This is a genomic window from Methylobacterium sp. C33D (assembly GCF_053345825.1).
Genome location: NZ_JBKFAV010000065.1, coordinates 1 through 17428, shown reverse-complemented (window position 1 = coordinate 17428; position 17428 = coordinate 1). Strand labels below are relative to the sequence as shown.

Here is a 17428-nt window from a genome sequence, read left to right as displayed (position 1 = left end):
TGCGCAACCGCGACCTGGTCTACGTGTCGAACGCGCCCTTCACCGAGGTCCAGAAGGTCCTCACCGCCTTCAACGGCGTCACCGGACCGGTCGCCTCCGCCGCGACCGCCTACGCCTACGCGAAGTAGGCGCCGGGTCGTCGACAGGACCGCCGCGGAAAAAAATCGCGTTTCGCCGCGTCCTCGCGTATGGGCACTGGGTGCGGGGCGGGATCGAGGCTACGGAGCCGCATCCGCCGTCGCGCCGACGTGTCGCGCAAGGATGCCCAGAAGAGCCCGATGAAGATCGGACGTTTCGTCCCCGCCCACGGGCCGCTCCGGCCCGCGCTGATCGCCCTGAGCCTGTGTCTCGCGCTCCTGCCGGCCACCCAAGCGGTGGCCGACGTGGTGGTCGGCGTCGCGGTTCCGCGGTCTGGTCCCTACGTGGCGGTCGGCGAGCAGGTCCTGCGCGGCGTCGAGGCCGCCGCCCGGGACGCCAACGCCATGGGCGGCCTCGACGGCCAGCCCGTCACCCTCGACGTGCAGGACGACGCCTGCGACTCGAACACCGCGATGGCGGTGGCCAACCACTTCGTCCGGTCGAACGTCCGCCTCGTCGTCGGCCATGTCTGCTCCAACGCCTCCATCGCCGCTTCCGACATCTACGCCCAGAACGGGGTGGTGATGATCACCGCCGCCTCGGTGGCGGCGCGGCTCACCGACCGGGGGCTCCCGAACATCTTCCGCGTCTGCGGCCGCGACGACGATCAGGCGCGCCTGTCCGCCGCCGTGCTGGCCGAGCGGTTCCGCGACCGGAAGATCGCGCTGATCCAGGACCAGACGCCGGCGGCCCGCAGCCTCGCGGCCGCCACCAAGGACAACCTCAACCGCATCGGCGTGAACGAGGCGCTGTTCCTGTCGTTCTCGCCGAGCGACGCCGACGACGCCGCCCTGGCCGACCGGCTCAAGGGCGCCGGGATCGAGGTCGTCTACTACGGCGGCGACGCTGCCGAGATGGGCCGTCTCGTCAAGATCGCGGCGGACCGGGGCTTCCGGCCGCAATGGTTCGGCACCTCGGCCATCGCCACGCCGGATTTCGCCAAGATCGCCGGATCGGCCAGCAACGGCGTGCTGATGACCTTCTACCTCGACCCGAGCCGGCAGCCCGCCGCCGCGACCGTCGTGAAGGCCTTCAAGGCCGAGGGCGTCGATCCCACCGGCTCGACGATCTACGGGTACGCGGCCATGCAGGCGCTGGTGGCGGCCGGCAACTTCGCCCACTCCACCGAGCCGAAGCCCATCGCGCAGGCGCTGCACACCGAGCGCTTCGATCTCGTGCTCGGCACCGTCGGCTTCGACGCCAAGGGCGACGTCACAGCGCAGGGCTACGTGCTCTACGTGTGGAAGGACGGGAGCTTCACGCCGGCCGGGAAGTGAGGGGCGGACCCCTCCCAGGCGCCCTCACAAGGTCTCTGCGGCCTCGACCTCCGCGCCGCGGCCGAGCCCCCGCAGCAGCTCGGCGAGATGCGGGCGGACCCGCAGCTGCAGGGCGTGCAGCCGCCGCACCGCCGCGCTGAGTTCCCCGTCCCGCCCCAGCATCGCGTCGGCGAAGCCGATCATGCGCGCGTTCGGCCAGGCCGGCTCGCGCAGGGCGTGCAGGCGCTCCACCAGGCCGGCGGCGGGCGCGTCCGGCTCGGCCTGCGCGAACAGGGTCAGCAGCGCCGCGGTGGAGCGCGACAGGCCGTAATGGCAGTGGACGAGGAGATGGCCGGCGCCGTCGAGCGCCCGCCCGAACTCCAGGATCGCCGCGACGTGCTCCGGTTCGGGCGGGACGAGGCCCTCGCCGGGGCCGAGGCAGTCGTGGAACCGGAGGGTCGTCCGGGCGTGGGCGCCGTAGGCGGTGAAGGCCGCGGGCTCCGGCGTTCCGGGATCGAGCAGCGACAGGACGTGGCTCACGCCGCGCGCGCCGTGGCCGGCCAGCTCCTCCAGGCCGCAGACGGTGTGCAGGGTGACGGCGGGCTGGGTGTGCATCCCGGGCGCCTAGCACGGGCGCGCGCCGGTTTCGAGGCGCGACGGAACTGCTCCGCCCGCCCGCGGCTTTCGAGAACCGGCACGCACGTGCTACCTGCGACCCCCGATCCGGCCCGGCCGGGCCGGACCTGCTCGGACGAGATGCCGTTGGACGAACCTCACCTCGCGCGATCCCCCGCGGCCGGGACGCGGCGCCGCAGCGTGCTGACCGCCGGCCTCGGCGCGGCCGCGGCGCTCACCGGGCCGCTCGCCGCGCCGGCCCGGGCCGAGTCCGCCCCGGAGCTGCGCTGGCGCCTGTCCTCCGCCTACGCCAAGACGCTCGACATCCTGTACGGCGCGCCCGAGGCGCTCAGCCGGATCGTCGCCGAGGCCACCGACGGGCGCTTCCAGATCCAGGTCCAGGGGCCCGGCGAGCCGGTCCCGGCCGAGGGTCTCCTCGACGCCGTGGCCGCCGGCACCGTCGAGATGGGCCACGGGCCGGCGACCCTCGGCATGGCCAAGGACCCGACCTTCGCGCTGGCGACCGCGGTGCCCTTCGGCCTCAACGCCCGGGGCGCCGCCGCGTGGTGGCAGGCGGGCGGCGCCGCCGAACTGTTCGCCGAGGTCTTCGCCAAGGCCGGGCTGGTCTGCCTGCCGGGCGGCAACACCGGTGCCCAGATGGGCGGCTGGTTCCGCCGCGAGATCAAGAGCCTGTCCGACCTGCAGGGGCTGAAGTTCCGGATCGGCGGCATGGGCGGCCAGGTGCTCGCCAAGTTCGGCGTCCAGCCGCAGGCGGTGCCGGGCCCCGAGATCTACGCGGCCCTGGAGAGCAAGAAGCTCGACGCCGCCGAGTGGATCGGCCCCTACGACGACGAGCGGCTCGGCCTGCAGAAGGTCGCGCCGATCTACCACTATCCCGGCTTCTGGGAGGGCGGCGCCATGCTGCACTTCTGGTTCAACGCCGAGAAGTGGAAGGCGCTGCCGAAATCCTACCAGGGGATCCTCAGGGCCGCGGCCGCAGAGGTCGGCGCCGACGTCCAGGCCAAGTACGACGCCCGCAACCCGCAGGCCCTGCGCCGGCTGGTGGCCGGGGGCGCGCAGCTGCGGCCGTTCCCCCAGGACGTCATGGAGGCCGCCCTCAAGAACGCCAACGACGTCTACGCCGAGATGGCCGCCAAGAACGCCGATTTCCGCCGCGTCTACGAGGCGATGCGGACCTTCCGGAACGAGGAGTACCTCTGGTTCCAGGTGGCGGAGTACACCTACGACAACTTCATGATCCGCGCCCGGGCGCGGGGCTGAGGCGCGCGCCGCCGCGGGAGGCCGGCGCGGTGCCGGAAGGCGCGGCAAAGATGGGGACGTCGGGGCCGCGCCCGATTGCAACGCGGTCGGGAACGGCTCTAGCGTCCGGCACGGCATCGGCGAGGGGAGGGCTGCATGTTCGGGACGCTGCGGGTCGGATTGGCGCTGCTCGGGGCGGCGCTGCCCCTCCACGCCCTCGCACAATCAGCCGCCAACCTGTCGGCCCTGCGCGGGCTCGTCCCGGTGGCCCGGCTGCAGACCACGCCCGACGGCAAGGCGGCGCTCGACGCGAACCTGCGGGTCACCGGCGATATCCAGACCGGCGCGCTGACGCAGCCGACGCTCCTGCCGTTCCCCGAGCAGCAGCAGCTCGCCCTGCGGGACTGCTTCATCACCGACGGCAACGCCGCCAACCTCGCCGACGGCCTCGGCACCGCGCTTGCCCAGGCGTACCACGCCAAGGCGACCTACAGCGACTACAAGACCTTCACCAGCATCGCGCCGGCGGTCGCCAACCTGATCGGCTACACCAACAACGTGACCAAGTCGGATTCGAATTCCGGCAAGTACTTCTTCGCCAACGCCACCACGAACGGCAAGCACCCGGTCTCGGAAGAGGCCGCCGCGATCCTGTCGAACGGCGCCGTCACCGACGTGTTCGGCAAGGCCTATGACCGGCCTGCCGGCAGCCCCGGCGCCGACCGCTACGGCAATTCGCGGCCGTTCCAGACGCTGCCGCGCCTCCTCTCCTACCGCGGCAAGGACTATTTCGGCGACGCGTCCGACAGCCTCGACTGGCTGCGCGGCCCCTCGCAGGACCTCGTGAACAGCCCGTCCTACCCGAGCGGTCACACCACTTACGGCTACACCGAGTCCATGGTGCTCGCGCTGCTCGTGCCCGAGCGCTACCAGCAGATGGTCGCCCGCGCCGCCGAGTACGGCAACGACCGGATCATCGTCGGCGCCCACTACGCCATGGACGTTCTGGGCGGCCGCGCGACCTCGCTGCACGCCCTCGCGCACCTGCTCGCCAACGATCCGGCCTATGTCGGCCAGATCCGGAAGAATCCGGCCGTCCTCGACAAGGCGTCGGCCGAGGCCGACAGGACGGTCGGCGTGACGGATTACCGCGCGCTCCTGACGGAGGCGCGCGCGGCGATGGCCGAGGCGCTGAAGGCCGGCTGCGGCGACACGGTGGCGGCCTGCGCGGCGAAGGATAGCGGCCGGTTCAAGGACGCGGCCGCCAACGCGGCCTTCTACGCGGCAACCCAGACCTACGGCCTGCCGGTGGTGCACCCGGACACCGCCGGCCGGCGGGAGGACGTGGGCAAGATCGCGCCGGAGGCCGGCCACCTGCTGACCGCGGCCTTCCCGGCGCTGACGCTCGACGAGGCCAACGCGATCCTCACCGAGACGCAGGGACCGGGCGGCGGCTTCCTCGACGACGGTTCGGAATTCGGCGTCTACGCGCGCCTCGACCTCTACACGGCCGGCGGCAAGGCCGCCGCGCTGGCGGCCAGCCGCGCGGGAGCCGGCGCGACGCGCTGACGCGCCCTGAGCGCCTGGCCCGGTCGGGCAGCGCGCTGACCCTCACCGCTCCGGTGGACGGGCCGGACCGGGGCTCGCGCCTGCTCCGGACAGAAAAAAGGCCACTCCCGAAGGAGCGGCCCGAAGTCTAGGGAGGAAACGCCCAAGAAGGGCTGCGAGAGGGCGACGCCATCGCCGTCCCGCGCTGCACAATCTGCGCTCCCGGTCGGAAAATTCAAGAGCATCAGGACAGCAGGGCTGTCCTTTCGTGCGTCCGCGCACGCATCCTCGCGGGCCTGTGTTGAAAATGTCGCAGACTGTCGGGCGCGATCGAAATCTGCATTGCCCCGGCAGGGCACGATTGATCGCCCTGCAAGTCCCTGATGAGGCGGGGTTTCGGTGCAACGAGCCGGTGTTCGGCCGGGCGTCTCGACTGCGGCTTTTCATCCGCCCCGTCGGGACGGACGAACTTCCCGCCCGCTCTACCTTCTCCGGCCAAGGTTCCGGCGCGGCGCGCCAAGCAAGGGGCAGGTGAGCATGGCGATCCAGGGCGAGCGGATCCGGATCCTCAACGACGTCGAGCCGCGCGGAGACGGCGCCTACGTGCTGTATCTGCTGCAGCAGGCCAACCGTGCGACGTTCAACCCGGCCCTCGAACTCGCCATCGAGGAGGCGAACCGCCTCGACCTGCCGGTCGTCGCCTGCTTCGGCCTGCTCGACGGCGCCAGCGGCTTTCCCGAGGCCAACGCCCGGCACTACGCCTTCCTGCTCCAGGGTCTCGCGGACGCGAAGGCGGGGCTGGAGAAGCGCGGGATCGGCTTCGTCATGCGCAAGTGCTCGCCCGCCGAGATCGCCATCGCCCTCGCCGAGGACGCCGCGCTCCTCGTGCTCGACCGCGGCTACCTCGCGATCCAGAAGCGCTGGTACCGGGAGATCGCCGGGGCGGTGAAGACGCGGGTCGTCCAGGTTGAGGGCGACGTGGTCGTGCCGGTCGAGACGGCCTCGCCGAAGCACGAGTACGCCGCCCGGACGCTGCGGCCGAAGCTGAACCGGCTGTGGGACCCGTTCCTGGCGGCGCTCAAGCCCCGCAGGGTGAAGCGCGCGGCCGATCGCCTGACGCTGAAGAGCGCGATCGACGTCTCCGACCCGGAGGCGGTGCTCGCCGGGATGACCCTCGACCGGGAGGTCGGCCCGGTGAAGCGCTTCACCGGGGGCGAGACGCAGGCCCGCAAGCGCCTGAGGGCGTTCCTGAAGGACGGGTTCCCGGGCTACGGCGCGGGGCGCAACATGCCGGAGGCGGCCGCCGCCTCCCACATGAGCCCGTACCTGCATTTCGGGCAGATCTCGCCCGTGGAGATCGCCCTGGCGGTCCGGGAGGCCGAGCGCGGCGACGCCGACGACCGCGGCGCCTACCTGGAGGAGCTGATCGTCCGGCGCGAGCTCGCGATGAACCACGTCTACTACACGGAGGGCTACGACGAGTACGACCGGGCGGTGCCGGACTGGGCGCGCAAGACCCTTGCGGAGCACGCGAAGGACGAGCGCCCCCACGCCTACTCGGAGGCGCAGCTCGCCGCCGGCGAGACGCACGACCGCTACTGGAACGCCGCGATGCGCGAGATGCGCGAGACCGGCTACATGCACAACCAGTTGCGGATGTACTGGGGCAAGAAGATCCTCGAATGGTCGCCGTCGCCCGAGGCGGGCTTCGCCCGGACGCTCCGCCTGAACAACCGCTACTTCCTCGACGGGCGCGACCCGAATTCCTTCACCAACGTCGCCTGGGTGTACGGCCTGCACGACCGGCCCTGGCAGAAGCGCAAGATCTTCGGCACGGTCCGCTATCAGAGCGAGAACTCGCTCAAGAAGTTCGACGCCAAGGCCTATGTGCGGGCGGTCGAGAGGCTCTGCGCCGCCGAGGGCTGAGACGGGACCGCCCCGCCGGCGCGCGGCCGCTCCGATATCCTCGCAATCGTCACGCGATGAGCGGACCGGGCGGCAGCGTAGTGCGACGCTTGTCTCCGCGGGAGCGCAGTCGTTCCGCGCGCACAGGTTTGTGAAGAAACGCTTCCCGGGCCTCGGATGTTTCGAGCGCACTTCCGGCTCACCGCGAGAGGCCGGACAATATCCGGCGACGACTCGGTCGAACCGGGGCCGGATCGCCACTGTGCTCGCGACGAAAGGAGGACGACGATGCGGATGAAGCTGGCAGGCGCGGCACTCCTCGCGCTCGGAACCCTGGCCGCCACGGCCGGTACGGCGGAGGCCGCGCAGGGCTGCGGCCCGGGCTTCCATCGGGGCTGGTCCGGTTGGTGCAAGCCGAACTGGCGCCCCTACGCGTACCGCCCGGTCTACTACGCCCGGCCGGTGGTCTACGGCTGGCACCGCCCCTGGGGCTGGCACCATCGCTGGGGCTGGCGTCACGCGGGCTGGCACCGCCCCTGGGGCTGGCATCACCACGGCGGCTGGCGCCGGGCCGCCTGGCACTACGGATGGTGATCGGGTGAGCCGGCGGGGCCGGCGCGCGGGTGCCGGCCCCGCCCATCCCGCGAAAGGGGGGCTTTCCTTGACCGTTGCGCTATAGCGTCCGCTCAGACTGCGCGGACGAGGTGCTTATTCATGGTCGAGAAGCGGGACGACGTGCGGGAAACGACGGATGCCCCGCCCCCGCAACGGTCGCGCTACCGCCGCTCGATCATGCGCCTGCGGTCGGCCTCGATGGAGGCCTATCCGCTCTGGCGCGGGCGGCTGCTCTTTCTCGTGGGCGGCATCGGCGTGGGCCTCGCCGCCGTGCTGATGGCCAAGGGTGCCGACCTCGCGCAGGATGGGTTCCGCCGGCTCACGGCGCCGTCGCCGCTGATCGCCCTGGTGCTGACGCCCGCGGGCTTCGCCCTCGCGGCGCTCCTGGCCCTCACGGTCTTCCCGAACTCGCAGGGGTCCGGCATCCCGCAGGTGATCGCCGCCCGCCACGCGCGGGATACCGGCTTCCGCTACTCGCTGATCTCGCCGCGCGTGGCCTTCGGCAAGGTGCTGGTCCTGTTCCTGGGCCTGTTCTGCGGCGCCTCGGCGGGCCGCGAGGGTCCGACCGTGCAGGTCGGCGCCGCGATCATGGCCGCCTTCGGCCGCCTGACCCCGGAGCGCCTGCCCGGGCTCCTCCTGGCGGGCGGCGCCGCCGGCGTCGCGGCGGCGTTCAACACGCCGCTCGCCGGCATCGTGTTCGGCATCGAGGAGCTGGGACGCGCCTACGAGGCGCGCTCCTCCGGCCTGATCGTGGCCGGGATCGTGGCCGCGGGCCTGACCTCGCTCGGGCTCCTCGGCAACTATACCTATTTCGGCACGACCGACGCCGCCTTGCCGCTGGCGGCCGGCTGGGTGGTCCCGCTCGTCGCCGTGGTCGGCGGTCTCGCGGGCGGTCTCTTCAGCCGCCTCGTGATCCTGTTCGCCCGCGGCCTGCCCGGCGCGGCCGGGCGGATGATCCGGAAGCGGCCCGTGATCTTCGCGGCGGCCTGCGGGCTGTGCGTCGCCCTGTGCGGCCTCGCCTCCGGGGGCGCGGCCTACGGGACCGGCTACGAGGAGGCCAAGGCCATCCTCCACGGCGACGCGGCGGCGGGATGGACCTACGCGCCCCTGAAATTCGCCGCCACCGTGCTGAGCTCGATCAGCGGCATCCCGGGGGGCCTGTTCGCGCCGTCCCTGGCGGTCGGGGCCGGCCTCGGCGGCACGGTCCACGGCCTCCTGCCGGACATGCCCGTGGGCGCCGTCGTGCTGATCGGGATGGTGGCCTACCTGACGGGCGTGCTGCAGGCGCCGATCACCAGCTTCGTCATCGTCACCGAGATGACCCAGAACCACGCGATGGTCATCCCCCTGATGGTCGCGGCGCTCCTGGCCGACGCGGCCTCGAAGGCGATCTGCCGGGGCGGCCTCTACCACACCCTGGCGGAGATCATGCTGGAACGTGCCGACGTGCCGGCACAGCCGGTGGCGAAGACCGGCTGAGTCCGGCACGACCGGCGCGTCCGCACGCGGGTAAGAATAAAAGCGGCCCGGCCCGTGCTGTGCGGAACGGTCTCGCTTGGCGTCGGTTGAGGCAGCAGCATCAAGGCCCCGCGCCGGGGCGCAGCCGGAGTGACGCCATGACCCTTCTGAAATGGGCCCTCATCTGCTTCGTGATCTCGCTGATCGCCGGCGGTCTCGGCTTCACCGGCATCGCCTCCGGCGCCGGCTCGCTGGCCCGCATCCTGTTCGGCCTGTTCCTGCTCATCGCCATCGTGATCGTCGTCATCGCCTTCGCGGTCGGACAGGCGGTGTTCTGAGGCCGGCGGTGCGCGGCGCGGTCTGCCTCGTCACCGGAGCGACCGGCGGTATCGGCTACGAGACGGCTCTCGGCCTCGCGCGCCTCGGCGCGCGGGTCGCCATCGTCGGCCGGGACCCCGGGAAGCTGCAGGCCTGCGCCGACCGGATCCGCGCCGCGGTACCCGGCGCCGCCGTGGAGCCGCACCGCGCGGACCTGTCCGCGCAGGCCGAGATCCGCCGGCTCGCCGGGACCCTGCGAGCGGCCTACCCGCGCCTCGACGTGCTGGTGAACAATGCCGGCGCGATCTTCGACCGGCGCACGCTGACCGTCGACGGGATCGAGCGCACCTGGGCGCTCGACCATCTGGGCTACGTGCTCCTGACCCTGGAACTCCTCGACCCGCTGAAGGACGCGGCGGCGGCGGGCGGGAAGCCCCGGATCGTCAACGTCGCCTCGGCGGCCCATTACCGGGGGCATATCGACTTCGACGACGTCGAGGGCGCCCGGCGCTACCGGGCGATGGGCGCGTATGCCCAGGCCAAGCTCGCCAACGTGCTGTTCACGTACGCGCTCGCCCGGCGCCTGCGCGACAGCGGCATCACGGCGAACGCCGTCCATCCTGGGGTGGTCAATACCGGCTTCGCCAAGAACACCGGCGGCCTGCTCGGCGCGGCCTGGGCGCTGATGCGGCCGCTGCTGATCACGCCCGAGAAGGGCGCGCGGACCTCCCTCCACGTGGCCAGCGACCCGGGCCTGGACGGGGTCACCGGCCGATACTTCTCCCACGGTCGGCCGAAGGTCTCCTCGGCCGAGAGCCGCGACGAGGCCGTCCAGGAGCGGCTCTGGACGCTGAGCCTCCGGCAGGTGGGCCGGAGCGACCGAGGAGGCCGCTGACGGGGCGGCCCTTCCGGTGCGGCCCTCAGGCGGCCGCCCGGACCTTGTGGTCACCCTGCTGCTGGATCTCGATGAACACCCGGGTCACGTCGGGGCTGCGCGCCTTCAGCGCCCGGTCGAGGCGTGTCACGAGGCTCTCGACCTCGCCGGCGCTGAGATCGTCGGTCATGTCGATGCTGAGATTGACCAGGATGTCGGAGGGGCCGAGGTGCTGGGTCAGCACCTCGTTGACGTGGAGCACACCCGGCTCGGCGCGGGCCAACTCCGCGATCGCCGCGATGATCTCGGGATCGGCCGCCTCGCCGATCAGCAGACCGTGCGTCTCGACCATCAGGAACGCCGCCATGCCGATCAGCACGAGGCCGATGCCGACAGACGCCCAGCCGTCGAGGCTCGGCATCTCCAGGAGGTGGGACAGGGCCACGCCGGCGAGCGCGATCAGCAGGCCGATCAGGGCGGCGGTGTCCTCCGCGAGCACCGTGAACAGGGTCGGGTCCTTGCTGCGCCGGATCGCCCGCACGGCCGAGTGCTTGCCCTTCTCGGCCCAGAACTGGCGCATCGCCACGAAGAAGGACGTGCCCTCCGCCGCGATGGCGAAGCCCAGGATCGCGACGTTCACCCAGAGGCCGGGCAGCCGGTAGCCGAACAGCTCGGCGTCCACGTCCGGCTCGGGGTGACGAACCCGCTCGATCCCCTCGTAGACGGCGAACAGGCCGCCTCCGAGGAAGATCATCAGCGCCACCACGAAGGCGTAGAAGTAGATCTCGCGCCCGTAGCCGAACGGGTGGCGCGCGTCGGCCGGGCGCTCGGCCCGCTTCATGCCGACGAGGAGCAGCACCTGGTTCGCCGTGTCGACCACCGAGTGCACGCCCTCGGCGAGCATGGCGGTCGAGCCGGTCAGCGCCCCGCCCACGAACTTCGCGGCCGCGATGGCGAGGTTGGCGCCCGCCGCCGCGTAGATCGCTCCCGTGCTCTCGTGCGCCATCCGGAACTCCCTGCGCGGTCTGTGGAACGCCGGACCGTCGGATCCCGGCACGGCGCCGCCGCCGCGGTGCAAGCGTCGCGGCCGCCCGGTTGTTCCCGTGTGGACGCGGGCGGGTGCCCCGTGCAACCTGCGGCCGCTCAAGGAGTCCCGGAGGCAGCATGGCCGACGCCCGCTACGATCCCGACAACATCTTCGCCAAGATCCTGCGCGGCGACATCCCCTGCCACCGCGTCTACGAGGACGCGCACACCCTGGCGTTCATGGACGTCATGCCCCAGGGCGAGGGCCACACCCTGGTGATCCCGAAGGCGCCGGCCCGGGGCCTGCTCGACGCCGACCCGGGCTCGCTCGGCGCCCTGATGGCGAGCGTCCAGAAGGTCGCCCGCGCCGTGAAGGCCGCGTTCCGGGCCGAGGGTCTGACCGTGTTCCAGTTCAACGAGCCGGCCGGCGGCCAGACCGTCTTCCACCTGCACGTCCACGTCATCCCCCGGCGCGAGGGCGTGCCGCTGAAGCGCCACGAGGGCGGGATGGCCGACAACGGGGTCCTCGCCGAGCACGCCGCGCGCATCCGTGCGGCGCTCGAGGCCGAGGCCTGACGCTCAGGCCTGAGGATCAGGCCGCGCTCGCCGAATCGCTCGACTGGGCCATGCTGGCGAGCAGCCGGCGCAGGGCGGCGTTCTCGGTCTCGAGCTCGCTGATGCGCTTCAGCAGCAGGGTCACGGAGGCGTCCGTCGCGGCCGGATCGGGCGCGGTGCCGGCCCGGGCCGGCGCCTCGAAGGTCACGCCGATGCCGTCCTCCCGGCGCCAGCGCAGGGTGGCCCGGTAGGTCCGGTCCTTCTGCGGGATGTAGAGGTCGAACGCGTCAGGAAGCGTGGTGGCCTCGCTCATCACGAGGCGCGCGCCGGTGGGGGACATGTCGCGCACCAGGCAGTCGAGGCTCGACGACCCGTTGTTGAAGACGATGCGGCCCTTGAGGAAGACCCTCTGGCGCGCCTCTCTGCGATGCTCCGACATGCGGGCGGCTCCGGACAGCTGACGGTTCCGCGAAACCTGCACGCGAGCCCTTAAGGAATCTTGGTCGCGATCGCCGAGTCGAGGCCCGCTATAGGGCTCGATACCGGTAACGTGCTGCCGCGAAGGCTCCGGAAGAGCGAGTCCGCGTCCCGGGCCGGTCCGATTTACGCGCGACGACTTCGGTTCGTCGTCTCCGTGCTCGGAGCGGCGACCGGGCAGCGCCGCGCCGATCATCCCCACACCGTCCCGCTCGCCGTGACGGACGGGGCCCGCTCAGGCGAGGAAGCGCCGGTCGACGGTCTGGAACAGGTAGAAGCCGTTGAAGCGCACCGCGGTGTCGGCGGCCCGGCCGTCGAAGTCGAGGGGCTGCCGGCTGCCGTCGCCGAGCTTGCCGCCGAAGGTCCAGCGGCCCGCGCCGATGAAGGGCGGGACCGTGCTGGCTTCCGGCACCGCGCAGCAGAGGCCCTCCTCGCCCTTGAGCTGGAACAGGTTGTAGCTTCGCATCCGAAGTCCTCCGCCTGGCCGCCCTCGAAGCCAATTTTCCCAATACAAGATCTTGCATTGCGAAGAATCGGCTTGACCGTGCTCATAATGGCACAATCGGTCGAGTTTGTGACGGTCAAGTTTCAGGGACGTTTCGGTTCAACTCGTCGATCCAGATCCGCGCCGACCCGTCGGAGGGCGCGCGCCAGTCCCCCCGGGGCGACAGCGAGCCCCCCGCCGAGACCTTCGGCCCGTTCGGGAGCGCCGAGCGCTTGAACTGGCTGAAGCCGAAGTAGCGGCTCAGGAAGACGCCGAGCCAGCGGCGGATCTCCGGGAGGTCGTAGGCGACCCGCTTGGTCTCCGGGAAGTCCGGCGCCCAGGTGCCGCGCTCCCGGTCGCCCCAGGCGTGGAGCGCCAGGAAGGCGATCTTCGAGGGCCGGAACCCGTAGCGGAGCGTGTAGAACAGGTTGAAATCCTGCAGCGCGTAGGGGCCGATCGTGCCCTCCGTGCTCTGCGGGCTGTCGTCCTGATCCACCGGCACCAGCTCGGGGGAGATCTCGGTGTCGAGGACCGCCTGGAGGGTGCGGGCCTCGTCCGGGCCGACCTCGCCGTTGCCGATCACCCAGCGGATCAGGTGCTGGATCAGCGTCTTGGGCACGCCGGCATTGACCGCGTAGTGGCTCATCTGGTCGCCGACGCCGTAGGTGCACCAGCCGAGCGCCAGCTCCGAGAGGTCGCCGGTGCCGACCACGATGCCGCCGGCGTGGTTGGCCAGCCGGAACAGGTAGTCGGTGCGCAGGCCCGCCTGCACGTTCTCGAAGGTCACGTCGTAGACCGCCTCGCCCTTGGCGAAGGGGTGGTCCATGTCGGCGAGCATCTGCTTGGCGGCCGGGCGGATGTCGATCTCGGCCGCCGTGCAGCCCAGCGCCTTCATGAGGGCGTGGGCGTTGGTCTTGGTGGCGTTCGAGGTGGCGAAGCCCGGCAGCGTGTAGGCCAGGATGTCCGAGCGCGGGTAGCCCAGGCGGTCGAACGCCTTGGCGATCACGATCAGCGCGTGGGTCGAATCGAGGCCGCCCGAGACGCCGATGACGGCCTTGCGGGTGCCGGTGGCCTCCAGGCGCGTGGCGAGGCCGGCCACCTGGATGTTGTAGGCCTCGTAGCAATCCTGCGCGAGGCGCGGCGGGTCGGCCGGCACGAACGGGAACCGCTCGATCCGCCGGATCAGGCCGAGATCGGCCTCGGGCGGGCTGAGCCGGAACGGCACCCGGCGATAGGGCAGGGCGCGGCCGCGCGCGTCGTCGTCGAAGCTGCCCGCCTGCAGGCGCTCCTGGGCGATCAGGTCGAGGTCGATGTCGGCCAGCGTCGTCACCGGCCTCTCGGGGAAGCGCTCGCCCTCGGCCAGGCGCACGCCGAGCTCGTCGATGCTGGTCTGGCCGTCCCAGGACAGGTCGGTGGTCGATTCGCCCTGGCCGGCCGCCGCGTAGACGTACGCGCAGGCACCCCGCATCGAGGCCGCCCGGGACAGGAGCGCCCGCGACTCGGCGCGGCCGACGGTGATCGGGCTGCCCGAGAGGTTGGCCAGCACGGTGGCGCCGGCGAGCGCCGCGCGCATGCCGGGGGGCTCGGGCACCCACAGGTCCTCGCAGATCTCCACCCCGACCACGAGGCCCGGCAGGTCCTCGGCGGGGAACAGCAGGTCGGTGCCGAACGGCGCGTCCTGACCGGCGACCCGGACGGTCTCGCCGGCGATCCCGGCGCCGGAGGCGAAGTGGCGCTTCTCGTAGAACTCCCGGTAGTTCGGCAGGAAGGTCTTCGGGACGACGCCGAGCAGGCGGCCGCCCTGGATCGCGAGCGCGCAGTTGTAGACGCGGTGCCGCCAGCGCAGGGGCGCGCCGACGATCAGCAGCGGCCGGAGACGGGCCGAGTCGGCGATCACGCGGGCGGCCGCGACCTCGACCGCGTCGAGCAGGGTCTGCTGGAGCAGCAGGTCCTCGATCGCGTAGGCCGACAGGCCGAGCTCGGTGAAGACCGCCAGCACCGCGCCCGAATCGTGGCAGGTCCGGGCGAGGTCGAGGATGACCTCGGCGTTGCGCTCGGGTTCGGCCGGATGGCTCCGGCCGGTGCAGGCCGCGATTCGGGCGAAGCCGTGGCGATAGAGGGAGCGGAAGCGCGCCGGCGATTCGGAGGTGGCTGGAGGCACGGGCACCTGTCCGGGTGAGGGGTGACTGCGGTTCATATAGGCGATGCGGGCGGGCCGCGGCGCGGAGCCGGTCCGCGCGCGCCCGTTCTCGAGGTCATCCCGGGATACTGCACTGCGGCGTCTCTGGACGGAAACCGGATCGCGATTTCCCGTACATCGAGCCTTGTTCCTTCGAGATTCCGCTATCGAACGGGTCACCGGCGGCAGGGACGGCACGGCCGCGGCGCGGCCGCGGCGCCGTGCGGTGCGGCCGGGGGGCCGGACCGATCGCCCCGCATGGTTTCCGCACCGCGGCCGGCGGCAAGCCTCCATTAACGACGAATGGCCTAACTCAGGAACAGCCGCCGCGCGTCGGCGGATCCCTGTTTCGAGTATCGTCTGAGAACCCATGCGCGCATCGGGACGGCCTCCGTACTCCCACCGTGACCCCGCCCGCCCTGTCCGCGGCGGCGACCGCTCGGGCCTCTCCCTGGGAGCCCTGGCGCACCGGCTGATGGCGCTCCGCGCCAGCCTCACCCGCCGCCTCTCCGGCTCCCCCGCCGGCCTGCCCGCCCGCCCGTCCTACGGCGCCCCCGGGCGGCGGGCCGAGCCGAGCTGGCTGACGCCGCCAGGCGCGATGGTCGGCCGCGAGAGCACCGAGCGCCCCTCGCGCGCCGCGGCGCCCGAGCCGCACTGGCCGGCCCAGGTCTTCGACGACCGGGCGAGCCTCGACGTCCTGGACGCCCCGGTCTTCGAGAGCCGGATCGACCGCAGCGCTTCCTCGCCGGGCGTGCTGGTGCGCCAGCCGCGCCGCCCCGCCGCCATCGCCCCCGACTACGCGCCGGCCGCGGCTCCGGTCGCGGGGTACGCGTCCGGCCACACGTCCGGCCGCACGTCCGGCCCTCTCGCGACCGACCTGACCGACCCCGTCGCGACGCCGGTCGCCGCCCCCGCTCCGGCCGCGCCCTCGGCCGTCCGCTACACCCGCACCCCCGATTCGGTTCTGCAGGAGCGCCGCCAGCGCGCCCTGGAGGCCGAGCGCGTCGCCCTGGAGCGGGCCCGCGCCGAGGCCCAGGCGGCCGCCCTCGCCCTGGAGACCGAGCGGGCCGCCCGCGACGAGGCCGAGCGGGAGCGGGTCGAGCGCGCGCGGGTCGCCGCCGAGGAGGCCGGGCGCGCCATCGCCGTGCCGGCCCTGCCCGAATCCGCCGCGCCGGACGCGGAGCCGGTGCCCCTGTGGCGCCAGCCCTTCGTCGCGCCGCCGGGCGTCCGCTTCTTCCGCACGCCGGACCGCCGCCCGGTCCGGCCGGCCGTCGAGCTGGCCGCCTCCACGGCGGCGATCGCCCCGGTCGCGGCCGCGCCGGTCGCCGACGCGCCGGTCGAGACGGTCGCCGAGGCCGCGGCCCGCGACTGGTCGGACCTGCCGGACTGGTCCGAGGTCCAGCCCTGGTTCGACGGCGGCGACTGGTCGTCCGTCGATGCCTGGTCAGCGCTGGAGGCACAGCCCGCCGAGGCCGGGCCGACCCCGGCCGCCGTCGCGGCGCAGGCGGCGTCCGACGAGCGCTTCGTCTCCATGCCCCTGGACATCTCGCACCTGCGGTCGCTGCCGCCGCGGCCGGTCTACGTGCTCGACCGCCTCGTCCGGTTCGACCAGCCGCCGCGCCCCGCCGACGGGCAGGATAACGGGACCGAGGCCGGCCAGCGGATGGACGAGGCCGCCTCGATCCGGAGCGCCTTCCTGCCGCCCGTCGCGCCGCCGGCCGCGTCCGGCCTGTCGCTGGTCTTCGGCCCCGGCAGCGCCGCGGCCGAGCCTCCGGCCGCCCCCGCGTCCGAGGCGCCCCGCCGCGCGCCGGCTCTCAGCGCCATGGCGGCCCGGGCGGCGATCCGCGCGGCCGGCCAGCCGACCGCCGTCCCGCCGGCCCTGCCCGAAGCCGCTCCCGCCCCGGTCGTTGCCGCCCCGGTCTTTGCCGCGCCGGTCGCCGCGCGCGCCGAGGCCGAGCGCGTGGTGATCCCGATGACGCCGCGCCCGGTCCTGCTCCGCGGCAAGCTGGCGCCGCAGCCGGAGCCGGTCGAGGCGGAGATCGAGGCGGAGATCGGGGTCGAGGCCGAGCCGGTCGCCGCCGCCGTCGAGGCGGTCGAGGTCGCGGCCCTTCCGGCCCCCGCGCCGGCCTCGGTCCCCCTGGTGGCGCCGCGGGCACACCTGATCCCGGCCGGCCGCCACCTCGAGATCGCGCCGATCGAGAACGCCGACTACGAGCTGCCGTCCCTCGAACTGCTCGCCCTGCCGGCCCCCGGCGGCAGCGAGGAGGTCGACGCCGACGTGCTGGAGCAGAACGCCCTCAACCTGCAGCAGACGGTCCAGGATTTCGGCGTGCGCGGCGATATCCTGGCGGTGCGGCCGGGCCCGGTCGTCACCCTCTACGAGCTCGAGCCCGCGCCCGGCACCAAGTCCAGCCGCGTGATCGGCCTGTCGGACGACATCGCCCGGTCGATGTCGGCGGTCTCGGCCCGTGTCGCGGTCGTGCCCGGCCGGAACGTCATCGGCATCGAGCTGCCGAACGAGACCCGCGAGACCGTGTTCCTGCGCGAGCTCCTCTCGTCGGCCGACTTCGCCGAGAGCAAGCACAAGCTGGCGCTGTGCCTGGGCAAGAACATCGGCGGCGAGCCGATCATCGCCGACCTCGCGCGCATGCCGCACCTCCTGGTCGCCGGCACGACCGGCTCGGGCAAGTCGGTGGCGATCAACACCATGATCCTGTCGC

General features: G+C 72.7%; 15 protein-coding genes. 10 read left to right on the top strand and 5 right to left on the bottom strand.

Features of this window, described 5'->3' with window-relative positions:
- Nucleotides 1-278 precede the first annotated feature (278 nt).
- A complete protein-coding gene (locus ACLBXO_RS30210; RefSeq protein ID WP_331314809.1) occupies nucleotides 279-1415 on the top strand; it encodes a branched-chain amino acid ABC transporter substrate-binding protein in 1137 nt (378 codons plus the stop codon).
- 24 nt (nucleotides 1416-1439) lie between these two features.
- Here ACLBXO_RS30210 and ACLBXO_RS30205 read toward each other — a convergent pair whose 3' ends face one another.
- On the bottom strand, nucleotides 1440-2009 hold the full coding sequence (locus ACLBXO_RS30205) for a tyrosine phosphatase family protein (RefSeq protein WP_331314808.1): 570 nt from the start codon (nucleotides 2007-2009) through the stop codon (nucleotides 1440-1442).
- A gap of 147 nt (nucleotides 2010-2156) precedes the next feature.
- On the opposite strand from ACLBXO_RS30205, the gene ACLBXO_RS30200 reads away from it, so the two are divergent.
- From ACLBXO_RS30200 to ACLBXO_RS30170, 7 genes are all read left to right on the top strand, one after another.
- Entirely contained in the window at nucleotides 2157-3290 is a 1134-nt protein-coding gene (locus ACLBXO_RS30200) for a TRAP transporter substrate-binding protein (protein ID WP_244413111.1), read from the top strand.
- A 135-nt stretch (nucleotides 3291-3425) separates the two neighbouring features.
- Nucleotides 3426-4838 carry a phosphatase PAP2 family protein gene (locus tag ACLBXO_RS30195; protein ID WP_331313412.1) on the top strand — a complete coding sequence of 471 codons (1413 nt, stop codon included), beginning with the start codon at nucleotides 3426-3428 and terminating at the stop codon, nucleotides 4836-4838.
- Between the two features lie 516 nt (nucleotides 4839-5354).
- Nucleotides 5355-6743 carry a deoxyribodipyrimidine photo-lyase gene (locus ACLBXO_RS30190; RefSeq protein WP_331313572.1) on the top strand — a complete coding sequence of 463 codons (1389 nt, stop codon included), beginning with the start codon at nucleotides 5355-5357 and terminating at the stop codon, nucleotides 6741-6743.
- 267 nt (nucleotides 6744-7010) lie between these two features.
- Entirely contained in the window at nucleotides 7011-7316 is a 306-nt protein-coding gene (locus ACLBXO_RS30185) for a GCG_CRPN prefix-to-repeats domain-containing protein (RefSeq protein WP_447687705.1), read from the top strand.
- 120 nt (nucleotides 7317-7436) lie between these two features.
- Complete coding sequence (locus ACLBXO_RS30180; protein ID WP_447687704.1) at nucleotides 7437-8816, top strand: chloride channel protein; 1380 nt, start codon at nucleotides 7437-7439, stop codon at nucleotides 8814-8816.
- A gap of 137 nt (nucleotides 8817-8953) precedes the next feature.
- Nucleotides 8954-9133, top strand: coding sequence for a DUF1328 domain-containing protein (locus tag ACLBXO_RS30175; RefSeq protein ID WP_010685332.1), 180 nt, complete (start codon nucleotides 8954-8956; stop codon nucleotides 9131-9133).
- An 8-nt stretch (nucleotides 9134-9141) separates the two neighbouring features.
- Nucleotides 9142-10008 (top strand): SDR family oxidoreductase, encoded by an 867-nt coding sequence (locus ACLBXO_RS30170; RefSeq protein WP_331313414.1) that lies wholly within the window; start codon nucleotides 9142-9144, stop codon nucleotides 10006-10008.
- 25 nt (nucleotides 10009-10033) lie between these two features.
- Here the strand turns inward: ACLBXO_RS30170 and ACLBXO_RS30165 are convergent, their stop codons facing one another.
- Nucleotides 10034-10993, bottom strand: coding sequence for a cation diffusion facilitator family transporter (locus tag ACLBXO_RS30165; RefSeq protein WP_331313415.1), 960 nt, complete (start codon nucleotides 10991-10993; stop codon nucleotides 10034-10036).
- A gap of 158 nt (nucleotides 10994-11151) precedes the next feature.
- Here ACLBXO_RS30165 and ACLBXO_RS30160 point away from each other — a divergent pair, with 158 nt between their 5' ends.
- A complete protein-coding gene (locus tag ACLBXO_RS30160; RefSeq protein ID WP_331313416.1) occupies nucleotides 11152-11589 on the top strand; it encodes an HIT family protein in 438 nt (145 codons plus the stop codon).
- 16 nt (nucleotides 11590-11605) lie between these two features.
- On the opposite strand, the gene ACLBXO_RS30155 is transcribed toward ACLBXO_RS30160, so the two are convergent.
- The 3 genes from ACLBXO_RS30155 to ACLBXO_RS30145 form a co-directional block, all read right to left on the bottom strand.
- A complete protein-coding gene (locus ACLBXO_RS30155) occupies nucleotides 11606-12007 on the bottom strand; it encodes a PilZ domain-containing protein (RefSeq protein WP_331313417.1) in 402 nt (133 codons plus the stop codon).
- Between the two features lie 273 nt (nucleotides 12008-12280).
- Nucleotides 12281-12511, bottom strand: a complete 231-nt coding sequence (locus ACLBXO_RS30150; protein WP_331313418.1) for a hypothetical protein — start codon at nucleotides 12509-12511, stop codon at nucleotides 12281-12283.
- A 115-nt stretch (nucleotides 12512-12626) separates the two neighbouring features.
- Complete coding sequence (locus ACLBXO_RS30145; RefSeq protein WP_447687703.1) at nucleotides 12627-14726, bottom strand: NAD(+) synthase; 2100 nt, start codon at nucleotides 14724-14726, stop codon at nucleotides 12627-12629.
- A gap of 352 nt (nucleotides 14727-15078) precedes the next feature.
- Here ACLBXO_RS30145 and ACLBXO_RS30140 point away from each other — a divergent pair.
- Nucleotides 15079-17428 (top strand): DNA translocase FtsK (locus ACLBXO_RS30140; RefSeq protein ID WP_447687702.1); only part of this gene is annotated, 2350 nt, incomplete at its 3' end.

Excerpts from the sequence above, each read along its gene's own strand:
- ACLBXO_RS30210 (WP_331314809.1), top strand. The coding sequence starts at position 279 with ATGAAGATCGGACGTTTCGTCCCCGCCCACGGGCCGCTCCGGCCCGCG.
- ACLBXO_RS30205 (WP_331314808.1), bottom strand. The coding sequence starts at position 2,009 with ATGCACACCCAGCCCGCCGTCACCCTGCACACCGTCTGCGGCCTGGAG.
- ACLBXO_RS30195 (WP_331313412.1), top strand. The coding sequence starts at position 3,426 with ATGTTCGGGACGCTGCGGGTCGGATTGGCGCTGCTCGGGGCGGCGCTG.
- ACLBXO_RS30190 (WP_331313572.1), top strand. The coding sequence starts at position 5,355 with ATGGCGATCCAGGGCGAGCGGATCCGGATCCTCAACGACGTCGAGCCG.
- ACLBXO_RS30185 (WP_447687705.1), top strand. The coding sequence starts at position 7,011 with ATGCGGATGAAGCTGGCAGGCGCGGCACTCCTCGCGCTCGGAACCCTG.
- ACLBXO_RS30180 (WP_447687704.1), top strand. The coding sequence starts at position 7,437 with ATGGTCGAGAAGCGGGACGACGTGCGGGAAACGACGGATGCCCCGCCC.
- ACLBXO_RS30175 (WP_010685332.1), top strand. The coding sequence starts at position 8,954 with ATGACCCTTCTGAAATGGGCCCTCATCTGCTTCGTGATCTCGCTGATC.
- ACLBXO_RS30165 (WP_331313415.1), bottom strand. The coding sequence starts at position 10,993 with ATGGCGCACGAGAGCACGGGAGCGATCTACGCGGCGGCGGGCGCCAAC.
- ACLBXO_RS30160 (WP_331313416.1), top strand. The coding sequence starts at position 11,152 with ATGGCCGACGCCCGCTACGATCCCGACAACATCTTCGCCAAGATCCTG.
- ACLBXO_RS30155 (WP_331313417.1), bottom strand. The coding sequence starts at position 12,007 with ATGTCGGAGCATCGCAGAGAGGCGCGCCAGAGGGTCTTCCTCAAGGGC.
- ACLBXO_RS30150 (WP_331313418.1), bottom strand. The coding sequence starts at position 12,511 with ATGCGAAGCTACAACCTGTTCCAGCTCAAGGGCGAGGAGGGCCTCTGC.
- ACLBXO_RS30145 (WP_447687703.1), bottom strand. The coding sequence starts at position 14,726 with ATGAACCGCAGTCACCCCTCACCCGGACAGGTGCCCGTGCCTCCAGCC.